We start from the raw sequence: 18,343 nt of genomic DNA, 5'->3' as shown, positions 1-18,343 counted from the left end.
GATTAACTCTCGATACATCAGTCCTTTATTAACGCCAAAAGCCGCTATTAGAGAAACCGACACAAAACTGTCAAAAATCGTTCAACAAGCGTTCATACGAAACAAATAGTATTTCGATCGACAGATAAAATACATATTAGGGTTTCGTATGACAGGTCGCTTATCCATAAGACAAAAAGAGATTCTGGAGCTACTCAAAAATCACGGTGGCAAGGTGTCCAGTGCTGAGCTCACGGAACATTTTGATGTGTCAGTTCAAACCATACGTAAAGAGTTAAACCTTCTCAGTGAGTTTGCGTTGGTAAAACGCGTTCATGGTGGGATTTGCTTACCGGTACAGCGTAGTAATTTGTCTTTTTCCAATCGACAAATTATCCACCTGGAAGAGAAAAAGCAGATCGCCAGTCAGTTAGTCAATTACCTGCCGGAAGGTAGCAGTATCTTTTTAGGCATCGGCACCACTCCGGAGCAAATCGCTCGCCACCTGATTCATCACCCAGGGCTCACGGTCATCACGAACAACCTCAATGCCGCTATCGCTTTGTGTGAGAACCCTAATATCGAAACTCACATGGTCAGCGGTCGCATTCGTGCCACCGATCAGGACGTCGTGGGCGAAGACGCCACTCAATACCTCAGAAAATTTCAAGTTAATTACGGTATTTGTGGTGTCGGTGGCATTTCCAGCACTGGCGATCTGCTCGATTTCTCCCCCGAAGAATCCCATTTATCCCAAGCTATTTTGGATAATTGCGAACAGCGTCTCTTGGTGGCCGACCAACATAAATTCCAACGCAGTGCGCCTGTGAAAAGCAGTCATTTGAAAAAAATCGATATGTTTTTTACCAACCACATTGGTCATGAACTCCTGCAATTATGCGAGCAGCATGGCGTGAAAGTTATAACAGCAGATAACGCATCTGCGAGGTCATTATGAGCTTTTTAAACGTCTCTAACTTAACTAAAGAATATGCCAATCATTGTGTCGTCAATGATATTAGCTTCTCCATCGAACAAGGCGAGTTTATCTCCCTATTAGGGCCCAGTGGCTGTGGTAAATCGACGACTTTAAACATGATTGCAGGACTTGAGTCACCCAGCGCCGGAGAGATTCATCTTGGGAGCCAAAACATCACTCAATTACCACCGGGTAAACGTGGATTATCCATGGTGTTCCAGTCTTATGCGCTATTCCCTCACCTGACCGTGAAGGAAAACATCTTGTTTGGTTTAAAAGCGCGGCGAGTTGATAAGCAAGAGCAAATTAAACGACTAAAACACGCCATTGAACTGGTCGGCCTTGAAGAACATATCCAAAAGAAACCAAGCCAACTTTCTGGCGGCCAATGCCAGCGTGTGGCTCTGGCAAGAAGTATCGCGTCACAAGCCCCTCTGTGCCTGATGGATGAACCGCTTTCCAACTTAGATACCAAGCTTCGTAACGAAATGCGTAATGAGCTGCGTCAGCTACAAAAAAGCCTTGGTTTAACCCTCGTTTATGTCACCCATGATCAGATTGAAGCCATGAGTATGGCCGACAAGATCATCTTGTTAAATCAAGGTCAAGTAGAGCAACAGGGCACGCCGGAGAGCTTCTACCAGCAGCCTGAGTCGACTTTTGTCGCACGTTTTATTGGCCACCCATCGATGAACCTGATTCCCCATGGAGAACACATCATTGGTATTCGCCCTGAACATATCGAGCTCAACTCAGCAGGTCATGCCGCCAAGATCAATAGCTGTGACTATCAGGGGGCGACCACTGTCATCAACGTGGACATTGTAAATGGCCCTTATCAGGGCGCTAAAGACATTCAGTTGTCCCTAATGGGAAAACATCATTTAAGCACAGGTTCACAGCTCAACATCCTTTGGCCTGAGCAAGAACAACATCTTTTTTCCAAAACAACTGGCAAACGTCTTGCCGGGGTATAGCACGATGAAAACCAACCTGAATGGAGCGACTGTAATGCGTAAAAACCTGAAGAAACTTCTCACCGTAGGAGCAATAGGGCTGAGTTTTTCAGCGTTAGTGCACGCCAAAACAGAGTTAACCATGTACTACCCAGTCTCCGTTGGTGGTTCTTTAACCAAGGTAGTGGACTCGATTGTGGACGATTTTGAACAACAAAACCCAGACATTGACGTCAATGCGATCTATGCCGGCAACTACAATGATGCCCGAGTTAAAGCCCTTGCAGCACTTAACAGTGGCCAGCCCGCGCAATTATCCGTTATGTTCTCCATTGATGTTCATGAGCTCATGGATTTGGACGCTATCGTGCCATTTGATGACGTAATCAGTACACCTGAAGAAAAGACTTGGCTCAACAGCTTCCACCCCGCACTGATGGAAAACGGTATCGTCGATGGCAAAACCTACGGCATTCCTTTCCAGCGTTCGACCATTGTTATGTACTACAACAAAGACATGTTCCGCGCGGCAGGGCTTGATCCAGAAAAAGCGCCAAGCAACTGGCAAGAGCTGATCGACATGGGTCAGAAACTGACCAAGAAAGACAGCAATGGCAAAGTAACTCAATGGGGCGCGATGATTCCATCAACGGGTTACCCATACTGGATGTTTGGAGCCTTAACGAAAGAGAAAAACCATAAGCTAATGAATCAGGCGGGCGACAAAACCTACTTCGATGACCCAAAAGCGATTGCAGCTCTGGAGTTTTGGCAAGATCTTGGTGATAAGTACCAAGTAATGCCAAAAGGCACTATTGAATGGGGCACTTTACGCCAAAACTTCCTAGAAGAAAAAACGGCCATGATGTGGCATTCAACAGGCAATCTAACAGCCGTTAAGAACGCAGCGAAGTTTGATTTCGGTGTGGCGATGTTACCTGCCGATGTTGAGCGTGGCTCACCAACGGGTGGCGGTAACTTCTACCTCTTCAAAAATGCCACCAAAGAAGAGAAACACGCGGCTTTAGAGCTAGTGAAGTTCATGACATCACCGGAGCAAGCCGCAAAATGGAGCATTCAAACTGGCTACATGGGCATCAGCCCAGCGGCTTATCAAACACCAGAGCTAAAAGAGTATGTAAGCAACTTCCCACCTGCAGCTGTGGCGCGTGATCAGCTTAAATTTGCAACAGCTGAGCTATCGACCCACCAATCGGGTCGCGTGCGCAAACTGCTGGATGATGCGATTCAAGCGGTACTAAACGGCCAAAAAAGTGCTGAGCAGGCGTTAACGTCTGCCCAGAAACAAGCAGAACGTATTCTGTCTCGTTACCGTTAATTTTCAACTTGAATACAGCGGGGCCTTTATTGGCCTCGCACTGAGATAAAATATGTTTAAAACCTACAAAGCCCAAGCTTGGTTACTATTGGCACCCGCCCTAATACTTCTGGTCGCTTTTACCTACTTCCCTATTGGGAATACGGTATGGCGCAGCTTTTTCGGCTTTGGCGTACAAATGGGTGACTATTTTAGCGATGAGAACTATGCCCGTTTAATAGAGGACACTGTTTTCTGGAAAGTACTGAAAAACAACCTGCTCTATGCCTTAGTGACCGTCCCTGCCTCAATCGTGCTGGCGTTAGTTATGGCCCTATGGGTGAACAGCAAGATTGCAGGGCAAAGCTTTCTACGTCTTTCTTTCTTTACTCCGACCATGTTACCGATGATTTCTGTAGCGAATATTTGGTTACTGTTTTACAGCCCCGAAATTGGCTTATTTAACAGTATACTCGAAAGTTTTGGCGGATCAGGAATCAACTGGTTAGGGGACCCAGACACGGCTCTATACAGCCTAATGGCCATGACCATCTGGAAAGAAGCTGGCTTCTTTATGATTTTTTATCTGGCGGCATTACAAACCATTTCACCTGATTTATATAAAGCGGCTAAAACAGAAAATGCCTCTGTGTGGTACACGTTTAAACGTATTACTTTTCCATTATTGATGCCGACGACTTTATTTGTATTTGTAAACGCTTTATTAAACGCGTTTAAGTTGATTGACCACCTTTTTATCTTGACCAAAGGTGGGCCAAACAATGCAACCAACTTGTTACTTTATTACATCTACGAGAACTCGTTTGCATTTTTCGATACCGCTTATGCTTCGGCGCTTACCGTCATATTGCTGTTGGTATTAATCGTTATGGCGTTAATTCAATTCGGAGTTATTGAACGCCGTGTTCATTATTAATCCCCTAACCGTAGAGCCCCGTCATGAATAAATTATTCACCGCCTGCTCTTCTGGTGTCGCTTGGGTCTTCGCCCTGCTATGGGTATTTCCTTTGCTGTATGCATTTTGGGCCGCGTTTCACAGTGCAGACTATGCCACCAGTTTTCAGCTTTTTGCGCCATTGGAAATAAACAACTTTATCAAAGCCTGGGATCAGGCACCTTTCGTGCGCTACATGCTTAATACCTTTGCTATCAGTCTGTTGACCCTAATAGGGCAGTTAATCGTATGTACGTTAGCGGCCTATGCTTTAGCGCGTATTGAGTTTCGTGGCCGTGCATTGATCTTTAGTTTGATCATCATGCAGCTCATGGTGACACCGGAAATACTCATTGTAGAAAACTATCAAACTCTTGCACAGTTACGCCTTATTGATACCTACTTTGCAGTAGCTATTCCTTACATGGCCAGTGCCTTTGGCATTTTTCTGTTGCGCCAAAGCTTTAAGAGCGTACCGATGGATTTAGAAAATGCCGCCAAGCTCGAAGGTTGCAACCTTTTACAAATCATTTGGAAGGTTTATGTACCTCTCGCCAAGCCTACTTATGTGGCTTACGCCTTGGTTTCAATCAGTACCCACTGGAATAATTTTCTTTGGCCTCTGGTGGCGACCAATACAGAAAACAGCCGCCCATTAACCGTTGGCTTATCCATTTTTGGTGCGCCGGAATCAGGTGTGGACTGGGGCGTAATCTGCGCTGGCACCTTGATCTCTATCGGGCCTTTACTGGCGGTATTTATTCTTTTTCAGCGCCAATTTATCCAATCATTTATGCATGCCGGGATTAAATAATGCGGATACTCAGTTGGAATATTCAATCGACCAAGGGGTGTGATGATGTCTTTGATAGCGAACGAATTATCAGGGATATTAAAGCTTTTGGAGAGCTTGACGCTATCTGCTTGCAAGAAGTAGCACGCTACATTGAGCCTTATAGTAACAACGATCAGAAAAAAATATTTGAAGAGGCTTTTGCCAACTACCACAGCGCATGGGCACCGGGCTTTAGCCGTCCTTTGGATGCTCAAAGACGACAGGAGTTTGGCAATCTTACCTTGGTAAAACATGGCACCTTGTTAGATCAGCGTAGCCACCAGCTACCAATGCCCTGTGTACGACCAGCGATACAGATTCCCAGGACTTTAGTGGAGACTGTAATTCGCTATCATGATTCAAGTATAACCTTACTCAGTACCCACCTTGCTTATCACTCCGCCTTGGAGTCTCAGCAGCAGTTAGACTATTTGGCAAATTTAAAAGCTCAGATTCTTGGTCATGCATCGCCCTTGCTGACGCCTAACCCAGAAATTTTCGATCAAGATGCCTACCACAGTGCAGAAAAAGGCCACCATGTATTGCTGTGCGGCGACTTAAATGTCGCTCTCGACAGCCCCTCTTATCTGCAGCTTACTCAAACCGATGGCTGGCTTGATTGCGCCACACTTTCTACCAACAAAACACGCCAGCCAACCTGTGGTGTTCACGATCAAGCGCTTTGGCCTGAAGGCCCGCATACTCGGGATTACTTCCTTTGTAGCGCTACGTTACAAAACCTTATCGACACGTTTGAAGTGAACACTGAAACCATGGCTTCGGACCATCAACCTATCTGCCTTACTTTAAAAGACTAATGACTTATGACTATGCCCGAACAATTACCTAGCAATCTCAGCCAGAAAATCCGCGTCCTATTTACCGATGTAGACGACACCCTTACCTTCAACGGCGAAATACCATTCGAGACAATACAAGCCATACATCAGCTAAGAGCCGCTGGCATTTTAGTTGTACCCGTCACAGGCGCAAGTGCAGGTTGGTGTGATTGCTTATTAAAAACCTTGCCTATCAAATATATTGTCGGAGAAAACGGCGCATTTTATATGGAACAAGCTGAGGGCGGACATACAATCATTCACTATTTAAAAGCCGCAGAGCAGGTTGACCAGGACCTCGATGAACTTAAAGAGTTAGCGATAAAACTGAAAAAAACTTTCCCCGATATCGGCTTTACCCAAGATCAAAACTTTCGTATTAGCGATGTAGCACTGGATATCGGACAGGCAGTAAAGGTCGATTTTTTCAGAGCAAAACAAGCAACCGAATGGCTGAAATCTCAAGGAGTTAATGCCAAGCTTAGCTCTATTCATATCAACATCTGGATCGGCGATTACAATAAGGCCAGCGGTGCTATGGCGTGGCTGGAAACTCAGCAAATTGCTTTAGGTGAATGCGCTTTTATCGGAGACTCCACCAACGATGAGGCCATGTTTGAATCTATTCCGCTAACGGTAGGCGTGGCGAACGTACAAAGATTTTTGCCAACATTGAGTCATAAGCCCGACTATATTACTCAACAAAATGGCGGTTTAGGTTTTATCGAATTGGCCAATGCATTACTCGATAAAAAAATAGAATATAAAATTTATTAATTTATATGGGATATTGAGATTAAGGTAAAAAAATGCAAGCGGTAGCATCGAAGAAAAGCTGAACGCTATGCGGTGAATCACCACAGAAATACGGAAAAAACGTAAACTCTGGGTGATTCACTTAAATAATATTTCAGGCTGTAAACAGTCTGGTCAACTACAGCGTTTTAGTACAGAAATAGAAATCCACACACTCGTAATCACCGGAATTCATGCGCTCCTCAGCACCTTCAGCTGTTGCTGACGGCGGTACAATCACCTTATCACCTGGCTGCCAACCTTCCGGTGTTGCAACCTGATGCTCATCACTGGTTTGCATCGCATCCAGCATTCGCAAGAATTCAGGAATTGAACGGCCATTACTCATCGGGTAGTAAACCATAGCCCGCAGGATACCTTCCGGATCAATCAGAAAAGTTGCCCGAACCGCAGATGTATCAGCAGCTCCCGGATGGATCATGCCATAAGCGCGGGCAACATCCATTTTCAGATCGGCGATAATCGGGAATGGGATCTCAACACCAAACTTCTCTTTAATGTTGCGCATCCAAGCTATGTGCGAGTGATGACTATCAATCGAAAGCCCAAGCAGTTCACAGTTCCGTTTATTAAACTCTGGTGCTAATTTAGCGAATGCCATAAATTCAGTAGTGCATACCGGTGTAAAGTCGGCAGGGTGGGAAAAGAGTACCAGCCACTTCCCTTTATAGTCTTCCAGGGTTTTCACACCATCAGTGGTTGGAGCACTAAACGCTGGAGCAGGCTCATTTAATCGTGGTAAACCTGCAACTTGCTGTATGTTATTGTCCATTTAATTTCTCCGTCTTCATTCGTTTTGTATAACTCTAATTTAACACCTCCTAATAAAATAAACACAAGAAATAACCTATCAGAGCTATAGGTGAAACCTATAGCTCTGCGGGAAGGTTATTAGTCAAATGGTTGAGGTTTTGGAGTCTGGTCAACAGACGGCGGTAAAATCGGCATCATAAACTTAGGCTGATCACCAGTCAGGGTTTTCAGGAACGCAACAATTTTGGCATTCTCTTCTTCAGTAAACTTGCGGCCGAGTTGCAGACGTCCCATGATATCAGTGGCCTCTGTGAGGGTTTCTGCCTCTCCATCATGGAAGTAGGGGTAAGTCAGCTCCACATTGCGCAATGTCGGCACTTTAAACATAAAACGATCAGCATCTTTGCCGGTTACAGCCGCACGGCCTTCAACTTGATTATGAGTTTGGTAAGGCTCCATAATGCCCATTTTCTGGAATGAGTTCCCACCAACAGCCTCACCATTGTGGCAGGCTACACAACCACTACTCTTAAAGAGCTTGTACCCTTCAAGCTCGTACTGACTAATTGCACGATCATCGCCCAGCAACCAACGGTCAAACGGTGCATTTGGCGTTACCAGTGTTTTTTCAAACTCAGCAATCGCATCTGTAATACGGTCTATATTGACTGTACCGCTATCACCAAACACCTGCTTAAAGTCATGTACATAACCAGGAATAGAAGCAACAACATCGACAGCCAGAGTATGAGACGATGCCATCTCCCCGGGGTTTGCTATTGGGCCACCTGCCTGCTCTTTAAGATCTGCAGCACGACCATCCCAGAACTGAGCCAGACTCAGACTTGAGTTAAGCACCGTAGGAGAGTTAATTGGCCCTTGCTGCCACTTATGACCAATTGAGGTTTTAATATTATCCGTTCCCCCCATACTCAGGTTATGGCAGGAATTACATGAAATAAACCCAGAAGCTGAAAGCCTTGGGTCAAAATAAAGTTTTTTACCCAACTCAGATAGTGCAAGGTTAATTTCTTTTACCGGTGATACAGGCTCTACCGGCTCGCTACGCATATCTGCAACTGCAAAGGGGGCCAACCCTATAAAGGTCGCTGCAATAAGTAAATGCTTCATTAAACTACCTCTCAAGCTATGACGGACCATGCGTACAAGGATAACTTAACGCCAAATATCCATACAAAAAAAGGGGCTATATGTATGACTCAAAGCAATCACAATACAGCCCGCTACAACAAACATTTTTCTTAAACAAACCTGAGCCATTGCGGCTTGCCAGGCAAATACTTATGATGCCTGCCCTGTTTTACTCTTTACTATCCTGCCCTAGCCTGAACGAGTACCTTATGCCAGCTAAAAAGCCTTCACGATCGCCCAAAAGAGCCTCTGCAAAAAATGCTGGCCGTCCATCTGCCTCTGGCCACATTCATAAAAGCCGCAGCAGCACAGGACGCCCTCAACAAGGGGGCGGTCCCCGCAGTCGGGCTAATACACAGATGCCTTCAATGTTTAACACCGTAGTCTGTGCACTGCTGTCAGATGTTCTGCACAACAAAAAAGCCCTGGATCGCAGCTATGCCTATCATTTTTCCCGCAATGAGATGACACCCATTGAGCAGGGGCGAATTGTGAATGCTACCGGCGACATTATCCGCCGCCTGAGTTTTTATCTCTTCATTGCCGAACTGGATGATCCTGCCGATGAGAAAGCACCGGAACATCTTCTACTAGCATGGCTTACAGAGCAGGGTCGGGCACCGAAACAGCACAGCAAGGGCAGAAAAACAGGTTTCAGTATTGATCACCGCCGCATCGAAGAAGCCAATCAATGGCCGTTGTTGAAAGATGGCTGCCCCGAATGGCTCGATAAGATTGCTCAGCAACAACTGGGGCGGCGCTGGCCACAGGAGCGCGAGTTTCTGGCGCAAGCTCCGCTGCGTTACATTAGGGCCAATCAACTAAAAGGAACCCGGGAGCAATTACAGCAGCAGCTCAAAGCGGAACAAATTCCCAGCGAACCTGTGGATAAGCAACCGGATGCTCTGATTATTCGTGGCGATGTTCCTCTGTTTCGCAGCAAGAGCTTCCACGACGGCTGGTTTGAGCAGCAGGACCTGGGGTCTCAACAGATTGCCAGAATGCTCAATCCCAAGCCGGGCATGCTCACTGTTGACGCCTGCGCGGGAACCGGCGGAAAAACCCTGCATATAGCCGCACTGATGCAGAATAAAGGGCGTATCATTGCTATGGATGTGGAGCAACGTAAGCTGGATCAGTTGCGTAAGCGTGCTAAACGCACCGGCATAAACAACCTGGAAACCCGTCTGATCGAATCCTCCACTCAGATCAAGCGTCTGCGGGCCAGTGCAGACCGTGTTCTTCTGGATGTACCTTGTTCCGGCCTTGGTGTTCTACGCCGTAATCCGGAAGCCAAATGGAACCCTCTGTTTGACGATCTTGAGCAACTCTGCATAACCCAGCAGGATATTCTGCAGCGCTACAGCAAGATGGCGAAGGTAGGTGGCGAGGTGGTTTATGCCACCTGCAGCATTCTACCGATGGAGAATCAGGATCAGGTCGCTCACTTCCTGCAAAACTGCAGCGGTGCTTTTGAGTTGCTAGAAGAGACAACAATCTACCCGTCCGCTCTGAACAGTGACGGTTTCTATATGGCGCGCCTGAAGCGGGTTGCTTAAACCTGACGACTCACACAGGTACTCCGATAAAGCCTTAGCTCCGTAAAAAAGCGGCAAACTGACCGAGGAATCGATATGGAACGCTTTGACCAGATCTATCAGAGGGCTGCGGAACGCAAAGGTGGAGAAGCGGCTCTGGAAGCCCTACTCCCAAACTCCCTTAGCCGTGAAGCACTTGCGGCTCTGGATGACAGTCGCTATCTGGCTCAGTTCACCAAATCGGTGTTTCAGTCAGGATTTGTTTGGCGAGTTGTGGAACAAAAATGGCCAGACTTTGAAGAGCACTTTTTCAATTTCGAACCGGATACCCTGCTACTGCTCAGCGATGAGCAGTGGGAACAGAAAGCCAAAGACCCAAAAATCATTCGTAATCTGAGCAAGGTGATGACCATCAAGCACAATGCCCAGATGATCTACGACCTGCAGTTTGAGCACAAAAGCTTTGCCCGTTTTATTGCGAACTGGCCGGAAGAGGATATCGTTGGTCTTTGGCAATACCTGAAAAAGCACGGTAAGCGGCTGGGGGGCAACACTGGTCCTTACGCCCTGCGCCAGCTGGGTGTGGATACTTTTATCTTCACCAACGATGTCTGGGCTTATCTAAAAGCTCATAATGTGGTCACAGCCACCAGCCCAACCAGCAAGAAGGCGATGCAGGAAGCCCAGGATGCCTTTAACCGGTGGCGACAGGAGTCCGGTCGCTCCTTTGCCGCTATCAGCCGGACAATCGCCATGGGTGTTGGGGAAAACTACATCTGAGTGCAGATAAACGAGTATGGCTTAATAAAAAAGGTGACAATTTTAAATTGTCACCTTTGCTTTTAGCCATGGATTACCCAAAACCCTCTACCTAAGAATAAAGTACACTGAAAGTGCCGTTAAGGTCGCCATCAGCATATTAAAACGAACCCGAATCTGATCCGAAGTCAGTAGACGGCCAATGGCGCTGCCAAAGCCAGCCCAAGCGTTCTGAGTCATATTCATCACGGTAAAAGCTACCAGAATAATGAGCATAATCGACTGCCAATACACCTCGCCTGCAACTGAAAAAGCCGAAACCATGGATAAGTTCATCACCCAGGCTTTGGGATTCAGGTACTGAAACAGAGCCATCTGAATAAACCCTACCGGCTCCTGGCCTTCTTCCGCAGACATCTCCTGAACCGGACTACGCAGTATTTTCCACGCCAACCAGACCAGATAAGTCCCGCCAGCCATTTTCAGAAGAGTGTGCAGTACAGGCCATTGCTGGAAGAGGATACCGAGGCCAGCCGCAACCATAACAATCTGGCTGGCTGTCCCGAAAATAATGCCGTACACCCCAGGTAAGGATTTGCGAAAACCAAATCGGGCACCCGTAGCCGTCAGAATAATATTATTCGGGCCCGGTGTGCCTGCGGTGCTCAATACAAAGAGTGCTACCGGTAGATAAAACCCTTCCAAAGTAAATATAAGCCCTACTGCATCCATCTCCGATCCCCCTAAAAGTGCTTAATTGCAGCCGAAAATGCCACCGACTGTCTCTACGGCCGGCATACACTCCAAAATGATTATTGTCGCGATACAATTCAAACCTTAAACTCAGCTTTGTCTCGTTTGCATCCGACAGATTGTCACTATAGCCTTAGCAATAAAAAGCGATCAATCCTTTTATTGTCACCATTACAATAACCGTTAATAGCAGAGAACAAACAGCATCATGTGGATTCCAAAACTTGAACACTTTCACGGCCCTCGCTACATCGCGATTGCAGATGCGATAGCTGAATCAATTGCTCAAGGTGATCTTAATGATGGTGACCGGCTGCCAACTCATCGTGCTCTGGCGGATACGTTAGGCGTCACTGTCGGCACTATTACCCGTGCCTATGCAGAAGCAGAGCGCCGGGGCTTGGTAACCGCACGGGTTGGACGAGGCTCTTTTGTTACAACGCCTCATGCCCAGGGGCAAAGATTTATGATTCAGGGTGAGATCGAGCCAGACTGTGTTGACCTGCAGCTGAACCTCCCCATTGCCCATGACAGAGCTGATGCCCTGAGTCAATCGATGCAAGAGCTCGCTTCAGATGCCGTGAAAATGAACCGAATACTGAGCTACCAGCCGGATATTGGAATGCCAGAGCACCGGGAAGCGGCTGCCGAGTGGTTAGGACTAACAGGGTTACACACAAGCGCCGACAAGTTGATGATCACAGGAGGCGGACAGAATGCAATTATGCTGACACTCATGGCACTAACACGCCCCGGCGATATCATTCTGTCTGAAGCGATCACCTACCCCGGCTTTATGGCGGTCACCCATCAACTAGGATTACGTCCACAGCCCGTGGCAATGGACGAAGAGGGTGTAATGCCTTCTGCCTTTGAAGATGCGTGCAAACAATTTTCCCCCCGGGTACTTTATTGCACTCCTTCGCTGCAAAACCCTACCAACGCCATAATGTCTGAAGCACGACGCGAAGCAATTGCTGAGATTGCCCGTCGTTATCATGTTTGGATCATTGAAGATTCGGTAAATGCAAACCTCCTTGAAAATGCACCGCCGCCGCTGGCTGAGATCGCACCGGATAAAGTAATTTACATAAACAGCGCGTCAAAAACACTGGCAGCAGGTATTCGTGTTGGTTGGGTGGTTGCACCGGATGAGATTCACTCCCAGATATCAAATGCACTGAGAGCCTCTCAGTGGATGACCAGCCCCCTTATCGCAGAGATTTGCACCCGATGGATTAAAAGTGGTCTGGCAAGCCAGCTGCTTGAGGAACAAAAAAAAGAGCTAATACTACGCAACCAGCTTATGACTGAGTACTTGGGGGCATTCAACTGCCGAATTAACCCTTATAGTCTCCATGCCTGGCTTGAACTGCCGGAACCGTGGCGTAGCCGTGAATTCATCCAACAGGCGCAACGTCGCAATGTAAAAGTTATTGGTGAAGATAACTTTATTGTCGCTCAGTACCGGGCTCCCCAGGCGATTCGCCTGTCATCCAGCAGCGCGTGGTCGCAGAATCATCTGGAACGAGGCCTAAAGATTCTGGCAGAACTGCTACTCCAGGAGCCGGAACCTTCTTTGTCTGTTTTTTAAGTACAGAGTCTCATACACAATTTATGGCTGGCACACCGGGCAAGCGGGGTCTTTACTCAGGCTCATACTTCGCCATTGAGTATCAAGTGCATCAAAAATAAGTAAGCGGCCTGTGGCAGCCTTCCCTGCACCTGCAATTAACTTAATGGCTTCCAACGCCTGCAATGAACCTATCACTCCTACCAGAGGCGATATCACACCATTCTCTGCACAACGCATCGCCTCATCATCACTGTCATCATAAAGGCAGCGATAACAAGGGCTACTCTCCTCACGGGGGTCAAACACGGCTAGCTGGCCACCAAACCGGATTGCAGCCCCCGAGACAAGAGGTGTTCTCTCTGCAACACAGGCGGCATTGATGGCAAAACGGGTTGAAAAACGATCACTGCAATCCAGAACCACATCCGCCAGCCGAACCTGCTCCTGCAAAGCGTCACCCTCGAGCTTTGTTGGCAGGGTTACAATCTGACATTCCGGGTTCAACTCATTAAGCATTGTTTCGGCTGATACAACCTTCGGCTGACCGATACTATTTTGTCGGTGCACAATCTGACGTTGCAGGTTGGACAGATCTACTTCGTCAAAATCACTCAACACCAGGGTGCCAACCCCAGCCGCGGCACAATATAGTGCTGACGGTGAGCCTAAACCGCCCATACCGATAATCAGTACTCTGGCATCCAGTAAAGCCTGTTGTCCGGCAATGTCCACCTCCGGCAACATAATCTGACGACTGTAACGTAGTAACTGCTGATCCTGCATGGTCATCTTCTCTATCGCTGACAATGGTAGAACACGTAAAAAAATAGGGCTTCAGCAGATGCGAAAAGCCCTATCAGGTATTTTAACCCTTTGATGCAAAAAAAGATGATCAGGTCAGCTGATTTTCATCAAATTCATTCAAGTCCGGCACATAAATAGAAGTATCTTCTTTCACCTCTTCCATCACGACATAGCTTTTGGACTCTTTCACACCTGGCAAAGTCAAAACCACCTCTTCCAACAGTTGGCGATACGCCGACATTTCGGGAATCCGGCATTTCAGGATGTAATCAAACTGACCGGAAACCAGATGGCACTCCTGAATCTGAGGCTGTTTGGAAACAGCACGGCGGAACTCATCGAATACGGCTGAGGATTGAGTTTCCAGACTGATCTCAACAAACACCAACAGGTTAGCCCGCAGATATTTAGGATTCAGATGAGCTTTATAGCCTTTAATAACCCCGTTTCGTTCCAGGCGCTTCACACGCTCCAGACAAGGTGTCGTTGAAAGGCCAACCTGATTTGCCAAATCCACGTAGGATATACGGGCATTATCCTGCAGACAGGAAAGGATTTTCAGATCAATACGGTCGAGTGCACGAGGTTTAGAAGCTTTCATAGGGGAAATAAAATCTCAATAATCAGAAGGTTTTGCTAGTTATTATCTGTCTTCCAGCAATTATTGCTGATTAGAGCTTATAGCTAAGCGGTAGCAAAATTCAAGGGCTGAGCGGATTTATTGAGCCAGACCTTCTCCCGAGTACAAAAAATCTGCTTACTATTTTTCTGCCTTTGCTGGAAAAGGTATTACGCAAAGACCGCTTTCACAACATGGATATAAAGCAATTAATTTCTTGCGAGAAAACCGAAACCCTAGCCAGAAAAGACACGGGACATTACCGACCCATAAGTAAGAAAAGGCATACCAAACAATTCAATTCAACCCATGAAGACGATGGACGTCAGAGGGGAAGTTAAGGCCGTTGAGCAAAGCTCATACGATCAACCCCAGCCAGATCCAGAGCTGTTTGTGCATTCTGATAACCTGCAGCTGAAAGAATACCGCGCACTGCACTGGCCTGATTGTAGCCATGTTCGAAAATCAACCAGCCTCCGGGCCTAAGACAACCTGCAGCCTGCTGCGTAATCAGACGAATATCATCTAGGCCATCAGAACCGGAAGTCAAAGCGCTTAAGGGTTCAAAGCGCACATCACCCTGGGACAGGTGGGGATCATCATCTTCGATATAAGGCGGGTTACTGGCAATAAGATCAAAACCACCGCTTGCAACGGCATCCGTTTCCAGTGCCTGACACCAGTCCGATTGCAGTACAGTGACCTGCTCAAACCCCAGCGTCTTGCGATTCACTTCCGCAAGAGTAACAGCACCAGGATTAAAATCGCAGGCAGTAATTTGCCAGTTAGGCCTTTCCGAAGCCAGCGCCAGTGCAATGGCACCGGTGCCAGTACCAAGGTCGGCAACTTTCGCTTCTGCCTGAGGCATCAACTCCAGTACTTTAGCCACAAGATCTTCTGTATCCGGACGGGGAATCAGAGTGTCCGGACTAACTTTTAAGGTCAGCCCCCAGAACTCACGATACCCTAACAGGTATGCCACCGGCTCCCCTGTCTTACGGCGCTCAACCAGTTGCTCAAAACGCCGCCACTGCTCATCTTTTAATATTTTATCCGGCCAGGTAAACAACCAGGTGCGGCTCTGCCTGACACAATCCGCCAGTAGGCACTCACTATCTAATCGCGCGGTATCACTGGCAGCTAACGCTTCTACCGCCCAATCAAGGGCGGTCTGTACATCTGGCAGCATACTCAGTTACTCAACGCAGCCAGCTGGTCTGCTTGGTGCTCTGCCACCAGAGGATCAAGCACTTCAGACAAAGCACCTTCCATGATCTCGTCCAGCTTATACAACGTCAGATTAATCCGGTGGTCCGTCACCCGGCCCTGAGGATAGTTATAGGTACGGATACGCTCGGACCGGTCACCACTACCCACCAGACTCCGGCGAGCATCGGACTGCTCCTGAGCTGCTTTATCATCAGCAGCCTGCTGAATCCTCGAAGCCAGAAGAGACATCGCTTTGGCTTTGTTCTTATGCTGGGAGCGCTCATCCTGGCATTCCACCACAGTACCTGTTGGCAGGTGTGTAATACGGATCGCAGAATCCGTGGTATTAACGTGCTGACCACCGGCACCTGACGCGCGGAAGGTATCAATCTTCAGATCGCCTGGATTGATATCAATAGTACCGACCTCATCAGCCTCTGCCATCACGGCAACAGTACAGGCAGATGTATGAATGCGCCCCTGAGATTCCGTCGCAGGAACACGCTGTACACGGTGCGCACCGGATTCAAACTTCAGTTGAGAATAAACACGGTCACCTGAGATACGGGTGATAATCTCTTTGTAACCGCCATGTTCCCCTTCATTTTGGCTGATGATCTCTACTTTCCAACGCTTTTTCTCAGCAAAGCGAGAGTACATACGGAACAGGTCACCGGCAAAAATTGCAGCTTCATCACCGCCGGTTCCGGCACGAACTTCAAGGAAAACGTTGCGTTCGTCATTCGGATCTTTCGGTAGCAACAGCTTCTGTAACTCAAGATCCAGACGCTCCAGCTCATCTTTACCGGCTTCAATCTCTTCACGGGCCATTTCACGAAGGTCAGCATCACCATCCTGCAACATAGCTTCAGCTTCCAACATATCACCCTGAACCTGCTCATACTGGTTAAAGGTTTCTACAACGCCTTCAAGTTCGGAGTATTCCTGTGAGTAGCTACGAAATTTTTTCTGATCAGAGATAACTTCAGCATCACTTAACAGAGCTTGTAGCTCCTCAAAACGATCTTTAAGCAGATCCAGTTTAGCGTGGATGGATGGTTTCATATTTTTCTTCCCGACAGGGCTTTTATAAGCAATATTTTTGATGGGTTCCCGGCTTCGACAGTACCGGAGATGTGGACACAAATGCCCAGACAAGACTAAAAAAGCAGATTAAGCGTCGCTAATCCAACGCAAACAGAGTTCTGGCACCATTCAGCAGGTCATTGCGATTATCTGCTGACGCCTGGCGCAGCTGCACCATGGGCTCGTGTAAAACCTTATTCGTTAAAGACTGAGAAAAACGCTGGAGCACTTCTTCCGGATTCTGACCTTTCTGCAACTGCTGCAGTGCTTTTTCCAGCTCGGTCACACGGATATTATCGACCTGCTGTCGCAAGGTGCCGATCAGCTGACCTGCACCGCGCTCGCGCTGGGATTGCATAAAGTGGCCGACACCAGCAAGAACAAGTTGTTCCGCCTGCTCAGCAGCCTCCTGCCGGCTGCGCATATTTTCCTCGATCACCTCTTTCAGGTCATCAACACTGTAGAGATAAACATCGTCCAACTCACTCACCTGAGGCTCAATATCACGCGGCACCGCGATATCTACCATAAAAATCGGTTTGTGTTTGCGAACTTTTAAAGCACGTTCTACTGCGCCTTTACCCAAAATCGGTAGCTGACTGGCTGTAGAGGCTATAACAATATCGGACTTTTCCAGCTGATGAGGGATATCACTGAGAACAACGGCTTCACCATTAAACTCTTCAGCAACCGCCTGGGCTCTGCTCAATGTACGGTTTGCAACAACCATTTTACTGACGCCAGCATTACGCAAATGACGGGCAACTAACTCAATGGTCTCTCCTGCACCAATCAAAAGCGCTTGGCTTTTACTCAGGTCAGAAAAAATACGCTGTGCCATACTAACGGCTGCATAGGCTACAGAAACGGGGTTTTCACCAATAGAAGTTTGAGTACGCACTTGCTTAGCGACAGCAAAAGACTGCTGGAATAAAGGATTCAGCTCGCGGCCGACCAAACCTTTATCCTGTGCATTCAAATAAGCATCTTTAATCTGACCCAGAATTTGTGGTTCACCAAGAACCATAGAATCCAGACCACAGGATACACGCATCAGGTGTCGGGCAGCGTCTTCATTGGTATATTCATAGCTGTAACGGGCAAGGTCGGTCAGATCAAGATTGTGGAATTGGCTCATCCATTCAAGTACAGGCGTTGTATCCTGTCCATGGGCATCAGAATCGACCACACAATAAAGCTCGGTACGGTTGCAGGTGGACACCACCGCTACTTCGCTGATCTGCGGGTGCTGCCGTAACTGTTGGAACGCGCCATCCAGCTGTTCCGGAGTAAAAGCTACCCGTTCGCGGATTTCCACAGGGGCAGTTTTATGATTAATTCCAAAGGCAAGCAGGCTCATAGATAACGCTTCTGTCACGGTTCCAGCATTTTTGAGGCTGTGGATAATAGCACACC

At 47.6% G+C, this 18,343-nt stretch carries 18 protein-coding genes; 10 read left to right on the top strand and 8 right to left on the bottom strand.

Translation table 11 applies throughout. The features are described from left to right. The first annotated feature begins 148 nt into the window (after positions 1 to 148). From ACN0R8_RS13515 to ACN0R8_RS13485, 7 genes are read left to right on the top strand one after another with little or no spacing between them, the layout of a single operon-like run. The gene (locus ACN0R8_RS13515; RefSeq protein ID WP_417598281.1) at positions 149 to 937 is read left to right on the top strand and encodes a DeoR/GlpR family DNA-binding transcription regulator; all 789 of its coding nucleotides are present in this window, start codon (positions 149 to 151) and stop codon (positions 935 to 937) included. Beyond that, positions 934 to 1,935 carry an ABC transporter ATP-binding protein gene (locus ACN0R8_RS13510; RefSeq protein ID WP_417598279.1) on the top strand — a complete coding sequence of 334 codons (1,002 nt, stop codon included), beginning with the start codon at positions 934 to 936 and terminating at the stop codon, positions 1,933 to 1,935. The genes ACN0R8_RS13515 and ACN0R8_RS13510 overlap by 4 nt, the downstream gene beginning before the upstream one ends. A gap of 4 nt (positions 1,936 to 1,939) precedes the next feature. Continuing rightward, positions 1,940 to 3,253: an ABC transporter substrate-binding protein gene (locus ACN0R8_RS13505; protein ID WP_417598277.1), complete on the top strand. Its 1,314-nt coding sequence runs from the start codon at positions 1,940 to 1,942 to the stop codon at positions 3,251 to 3,253. A 52-nt stretch (positions 3,254 to 3,305) separates the two neighbouring features. Then, positions 3,306 to 4,169, top strand: a complete 864-nt coding sequence (locus ACN0R8_RS13500) for a carbohydrate ABC transporter permease (protein ID WP_417598275.1) — start codon at positions 3,306 to 3,308, stop codon at positions 4,167 to 4,169. 23 nt (positions 4,170 to 4,192) lie between these two features. Then, entirely contained in the window at positions 4,193 to 5,002 is an 810-nt protein-coding gene (locus ACN0R8_RS13495; protein WP_417598273.1) for a carbohydrate ABC transporter permease, read from the top strand. Next, positions 5,002 to 5,841: an endonuclease/exonuclease/phosphatase family protein gene (locus tag ACN0R8_RS13490; RefSeq protein WP_417598271.1), complete on the top strand. Its 840-nt coding sequence runs from the start codon at positions 5,002 to 5,004 to the stop codon at positions 5,839 to 5,841. The genes ACN0R8_RS13495 and ACN0R8_RS13490 overlap by 1 nt, the downstream gene beginning before the upstream one ends. 12 nt (positions 5,842 to 5,853) lie before the next feature. Beyond that, complete coding sequence (locus ACN0R8_RS13485; protein ID WP_417598269.1) at positions 5,854 to 6,639, top strand: HAD family hydrolase; 786 nt, start codon at positions 5,854 to 5,856, stop codon at positions 6,637 to 6,639. Positions 6,640 to 6,796: 157 nt separating this feature from the next. Here ACN0R8_RS13485 and ACN0R8_RS13480 read toward each other — a convergent pair whose 3' ends face one another. Next, a complete protein-coding gene (locus ACN0R8_RS13480) occupies positions 6,797 to 7,450 on the bottom strand; it encodes a peroxiredoxin (RefSeq protein WP_417598267.1) in 654 nt (217 codons plus the stop codon). A gap of 119 nt (positions 7,451 to 7,569) precedes the next feature. Then, complete coding sequence (locus ACN0R8_RS13475) at positions 7,570 to 8,562, bottom strand: cytochrome-c peroxidase (RefSeq protein ID WP_417598265.1); 993 nt, start codon at positions 8,560 to 8,562, stop codon at positions 7,570 to 7,572. Positions 8,563 to 8,951: 389 nt separating this feature from the next. Here ACN0R8_RS13475 and ACN0R8_RS13470 point away from each other — a divergent pair, with 389 nt between their 5' ends. Next, positions 8,952 to 10,142, top strand: a complete 1,191-nt coding sequence (locus ACN0R8_RS13470) for an RsmB/NOP family class I SAM-dependent RNA methyltransferase (protein ID WP_417598263.1) — start codon at positions 8,952 to 8,954, stop codon at positions 10,140 to 10,142. 75 nt (positions 10,143 to 10,217) lie between these two features. Then, positions 10,218 to 10,901, top strand: coding sequence for a DNA-3-methyladenine glycosylase I (locus ACN0R8_RS13465; RefSeq protein ID WP_417598261.1), 684 nt, complete (start codon positions 10,218 to 10,220; stop codon positions 10,899 to 10,901). An 87-nt stretch (positions 10,902 to 10,988) separates the two neighbouring features. Here the strand turns inward: ACN0R8_RS13465 and ACN0R8_RS13460 are convergent, their stop codons facing one another. Beyond that, positions 10,989 to 11,612 (bottom strand): LysE family translocator, encoded by a 624-nt coding sequence (locus ACN0R8_RS13460; protein WP_417598259.1) that lies wholly within the window; start codon positions 11,610 to 11,612, stop codon positions 10,989 to 10,991. 229 nt (positions 11,613 to 11,841) lie between these two features. Here ACN0R8_RS13460 and ACN0R8_RS13455 point away from each other — a divergent pair, with 229 nt between their 5' ends. Then, the gene (locus tag ACN0R8_RS13455; RefSeq protein ID WP_417598257.1) at positions 11,842 to 13,227 is read left to right on the top strand and encodes a PLP-dependent aminotransferase family protein; all 1,386 of its coding nucleotides are present in this window, start codon (positions 11,842 to 11,844) and stop codon (positions 13,225 to 13,227) included. Between the two features lie 21 nt (positions 13,228 to 13,248). On the opposite strand, the gene ACN0R8_RS13450 is transcribed toward ACN0R8_RS13455, so the two are convergent. The 5 genes from ACN0R8_RS13450 to hemA all read right to left on the bottom strand — a co-directional run bounded on the left by ACN0R8_RS13450 (position 13,249) and on the right by hemA (position 18,287). After that, the gene (locus ACN0R8_RS13450; protein ID WP_417598255.1) at positions 13,249 to 13,992 is read right to left on the bottom strand and encodes a HesA/MoeB/ThiF family protein; all 744 of its coding nucleotides are present in this window, start codon (positions 13,990 to 13,992) and stop codon (positions 13,249 to 13,251) included. Positions 13,993 to 14,101: 109 nt separating this feature from the next. After that, positions 14,102 to 14,614 carry an Lrp/AsnC ligand binding domain-containing protein gene (locus ACN0R8_RS13445; RefSeq protein WP_078320272.1) on the bottom strand — a complete coding sequence of 171 codons (513 nt, stop codon included), beginning with the start codon at positions 14,612 to 14,614 and terminating at the stop codon, positions 14,102 to 14,104. Positions 14,615 to 14,969: 355 nt separating this feature from the next. Further along, positions 14,970 to 15,821 (bottom strand): peptide chain release factor N(5)-glutamine methyltransferase, encoded by an 852-nt coding sequence (gene prmC / locus ACN0R8_RS13440; RefSeq protein ID WP_417598252.1) that lies wholly within the window; start codon positions 15,819 to 15,821, stop codon positions 14,970 to 14,972. Positions 15,822 to 15,823: 2 nt separating this feature from the next. Next, positions 15,824 to 16,906: a peptide chain release factor 1 gene (gene prfA, locus ACN0R8_RS13435; protein WP_078320270.1), complete on the bottom strand. Its 1,083-nt coding sequence runs from the start codon at positions 16,904 to 16,906 to the stop codon at positions 15,824 to 15,826. Between the two features lie 118 nt (positions 16,907 to 17,024). Then, positions 17,025 to 18,287, bottom strand: a complete 1,263-nt coding sequence (gene hemA / locus ACN0R8_RS13430) for a glutamyl-tRNA reductase (protein WP_417598250.1) — start codon at positions 18,285 to 18,287, stop codon at positions 17,025 to 17,027. Between the last annotated feature and the right edge of the window lie 56 nt (positions 18,288 to 18,343).

The sequence above is a fragment of the Oceanospirillum sp. genome (assembly GCF_048265165.1).
In the GTDB taxonomy this organism is placed as follows: domain Bacteria; phylum Pseudomonadota; class Gammaproteobacteria; order Pseudomonadales; family Halomonadaceae; genus Oceanospirillum.
Note: the sequence above shows the minus strand (reverse complement) of the source record. Positions and strands in the feature narration are given on the sequence as shown.

Bases quoted from the DNA above. Each gene is read 5' to 3' on its own strand.
- ACN0R8_RS13450 (WP_417598255.1), bottom strand. From the start codon at position 13,992: ATGCAGGATCAGCAGTTACTACGTTACAGTCGTCAGATTATGTTGCCG.
- ACN0R8_RS13460 (WP_417598259.1), bottom strand. From the start codon at position 11,612: ATGGATGCAGTAGGGCTTATATTTACTTTGGAAGGGTTTTATCTACCG.
- ACN0R8_RS13510 (WP_417598279.1), top strand. From the start codon at position 934: ATGAGCTTTTTAAACGTCTCTAACTTAACTAAAGAATATGCCAATCAT.
- ACN0R8_RS13490 (WP_417598271.1), top strand. From the start codon at position 5,002: ATGCGGATACTCAGTTGGAATATTCAATCGACCAAGGGGTGTGATGAT.
- ACN0R8_RS13505 (WP_417598277.1), top strand. From the start codon at position 1,940: ATGAAAACCAACCTGAATGGAGCGACTGTAATGCGTAAAAACCTGAAG.
- ACN0R8_RS13515 (WP_417598281.1), top strand. From the start codon at position 149: ATGACAGGTCGCTTATCCATAAGACAAAAAGAGATTCTGGAGCTACTC.
- ACN0R8_RS13495 (WP_417598273.1), top strand. From the start codon at position 4,193: ATGAATAAATTATTCACCGCCTGCTCTTCTGGTGTCGCTTGGGTCTTC.
- ACN0R8_RS13470 (WP_417598263.1), top strand. From the start codon at position 8,952: ATGTTTAACACCGTAGTCTGTGCACTGCTGTCAGATGTTCTGCACAAC.
- prmC (WP_417598252.1), bottom strand. From the start codon at position 15,821: ATGCTGCCAGATGTACAGACCGCCCTTGATTGGGCGGTAGAAGCGTTA.
- ACN0R8_RS13455 (WP_417598257.1), top strand. From the start codon at position 11,842: ATGTGGATTCCAAAACTTGAACACTTTCACGGCCCTCGCTACATCGCG.
- ACN0R8_RS13485 (WP_417598269.1), top strand. From the start codon at position 5,854: ATGCCCGAACAATTACCTAGCAATCTCAGCCAGAAAATCCGCGTCCTA.
- ACN0R8_RS13500 (WP_417598275.1), top strand. From the start codon at position 3,306: ATGTTTAAAACCTACAAAGCCCAAGCTTGGTTACTATTGGCACCCGCC.
- prfA (WP_078320270.1), bottom strand. From the start codon at position 16,906: ATGAAACCATCCATCCACGCTAAACTGGATCTGCTTAAAGATCGTTTT.
- ACN0R8_RS13475 (WP_417598265.1), bottom strand. From the start codon at position 8,562: ATGAAGCATTTACTTATTGCAGCGACCTTTATAGGGTTGGCCCCCTTT.
- ACN0R8_RS13480 (WP_417598267.1), bottom strand. From the start codon at position 7,450: ATGGACAATAACATACAGCAAGTTGCAGGTTTACCACGATTAAATGAG.
- ACN0R8_RS13445 (WP_078320272.1), bottom strand. From the start codon at position 14,614: ATGAAAGCTTCTAAACCTCGTGCACTCGACCGTATTGATCTGAAAATC.
- hemA (WP_417598250.1), bottom strand. From the start codon at position 18,287: ATGAGCCTGCTTGCCTTTGGAATTAATCATAAAACTGCCCCTGTGGAA.
- ACN0R8_RS13465 (WP_417598261.1), top strand. From the start codon at position 10,218: ATGGAACGCTTTGACCAGATCTATCAGAGGGCTGCGGAACGCAAAGGT.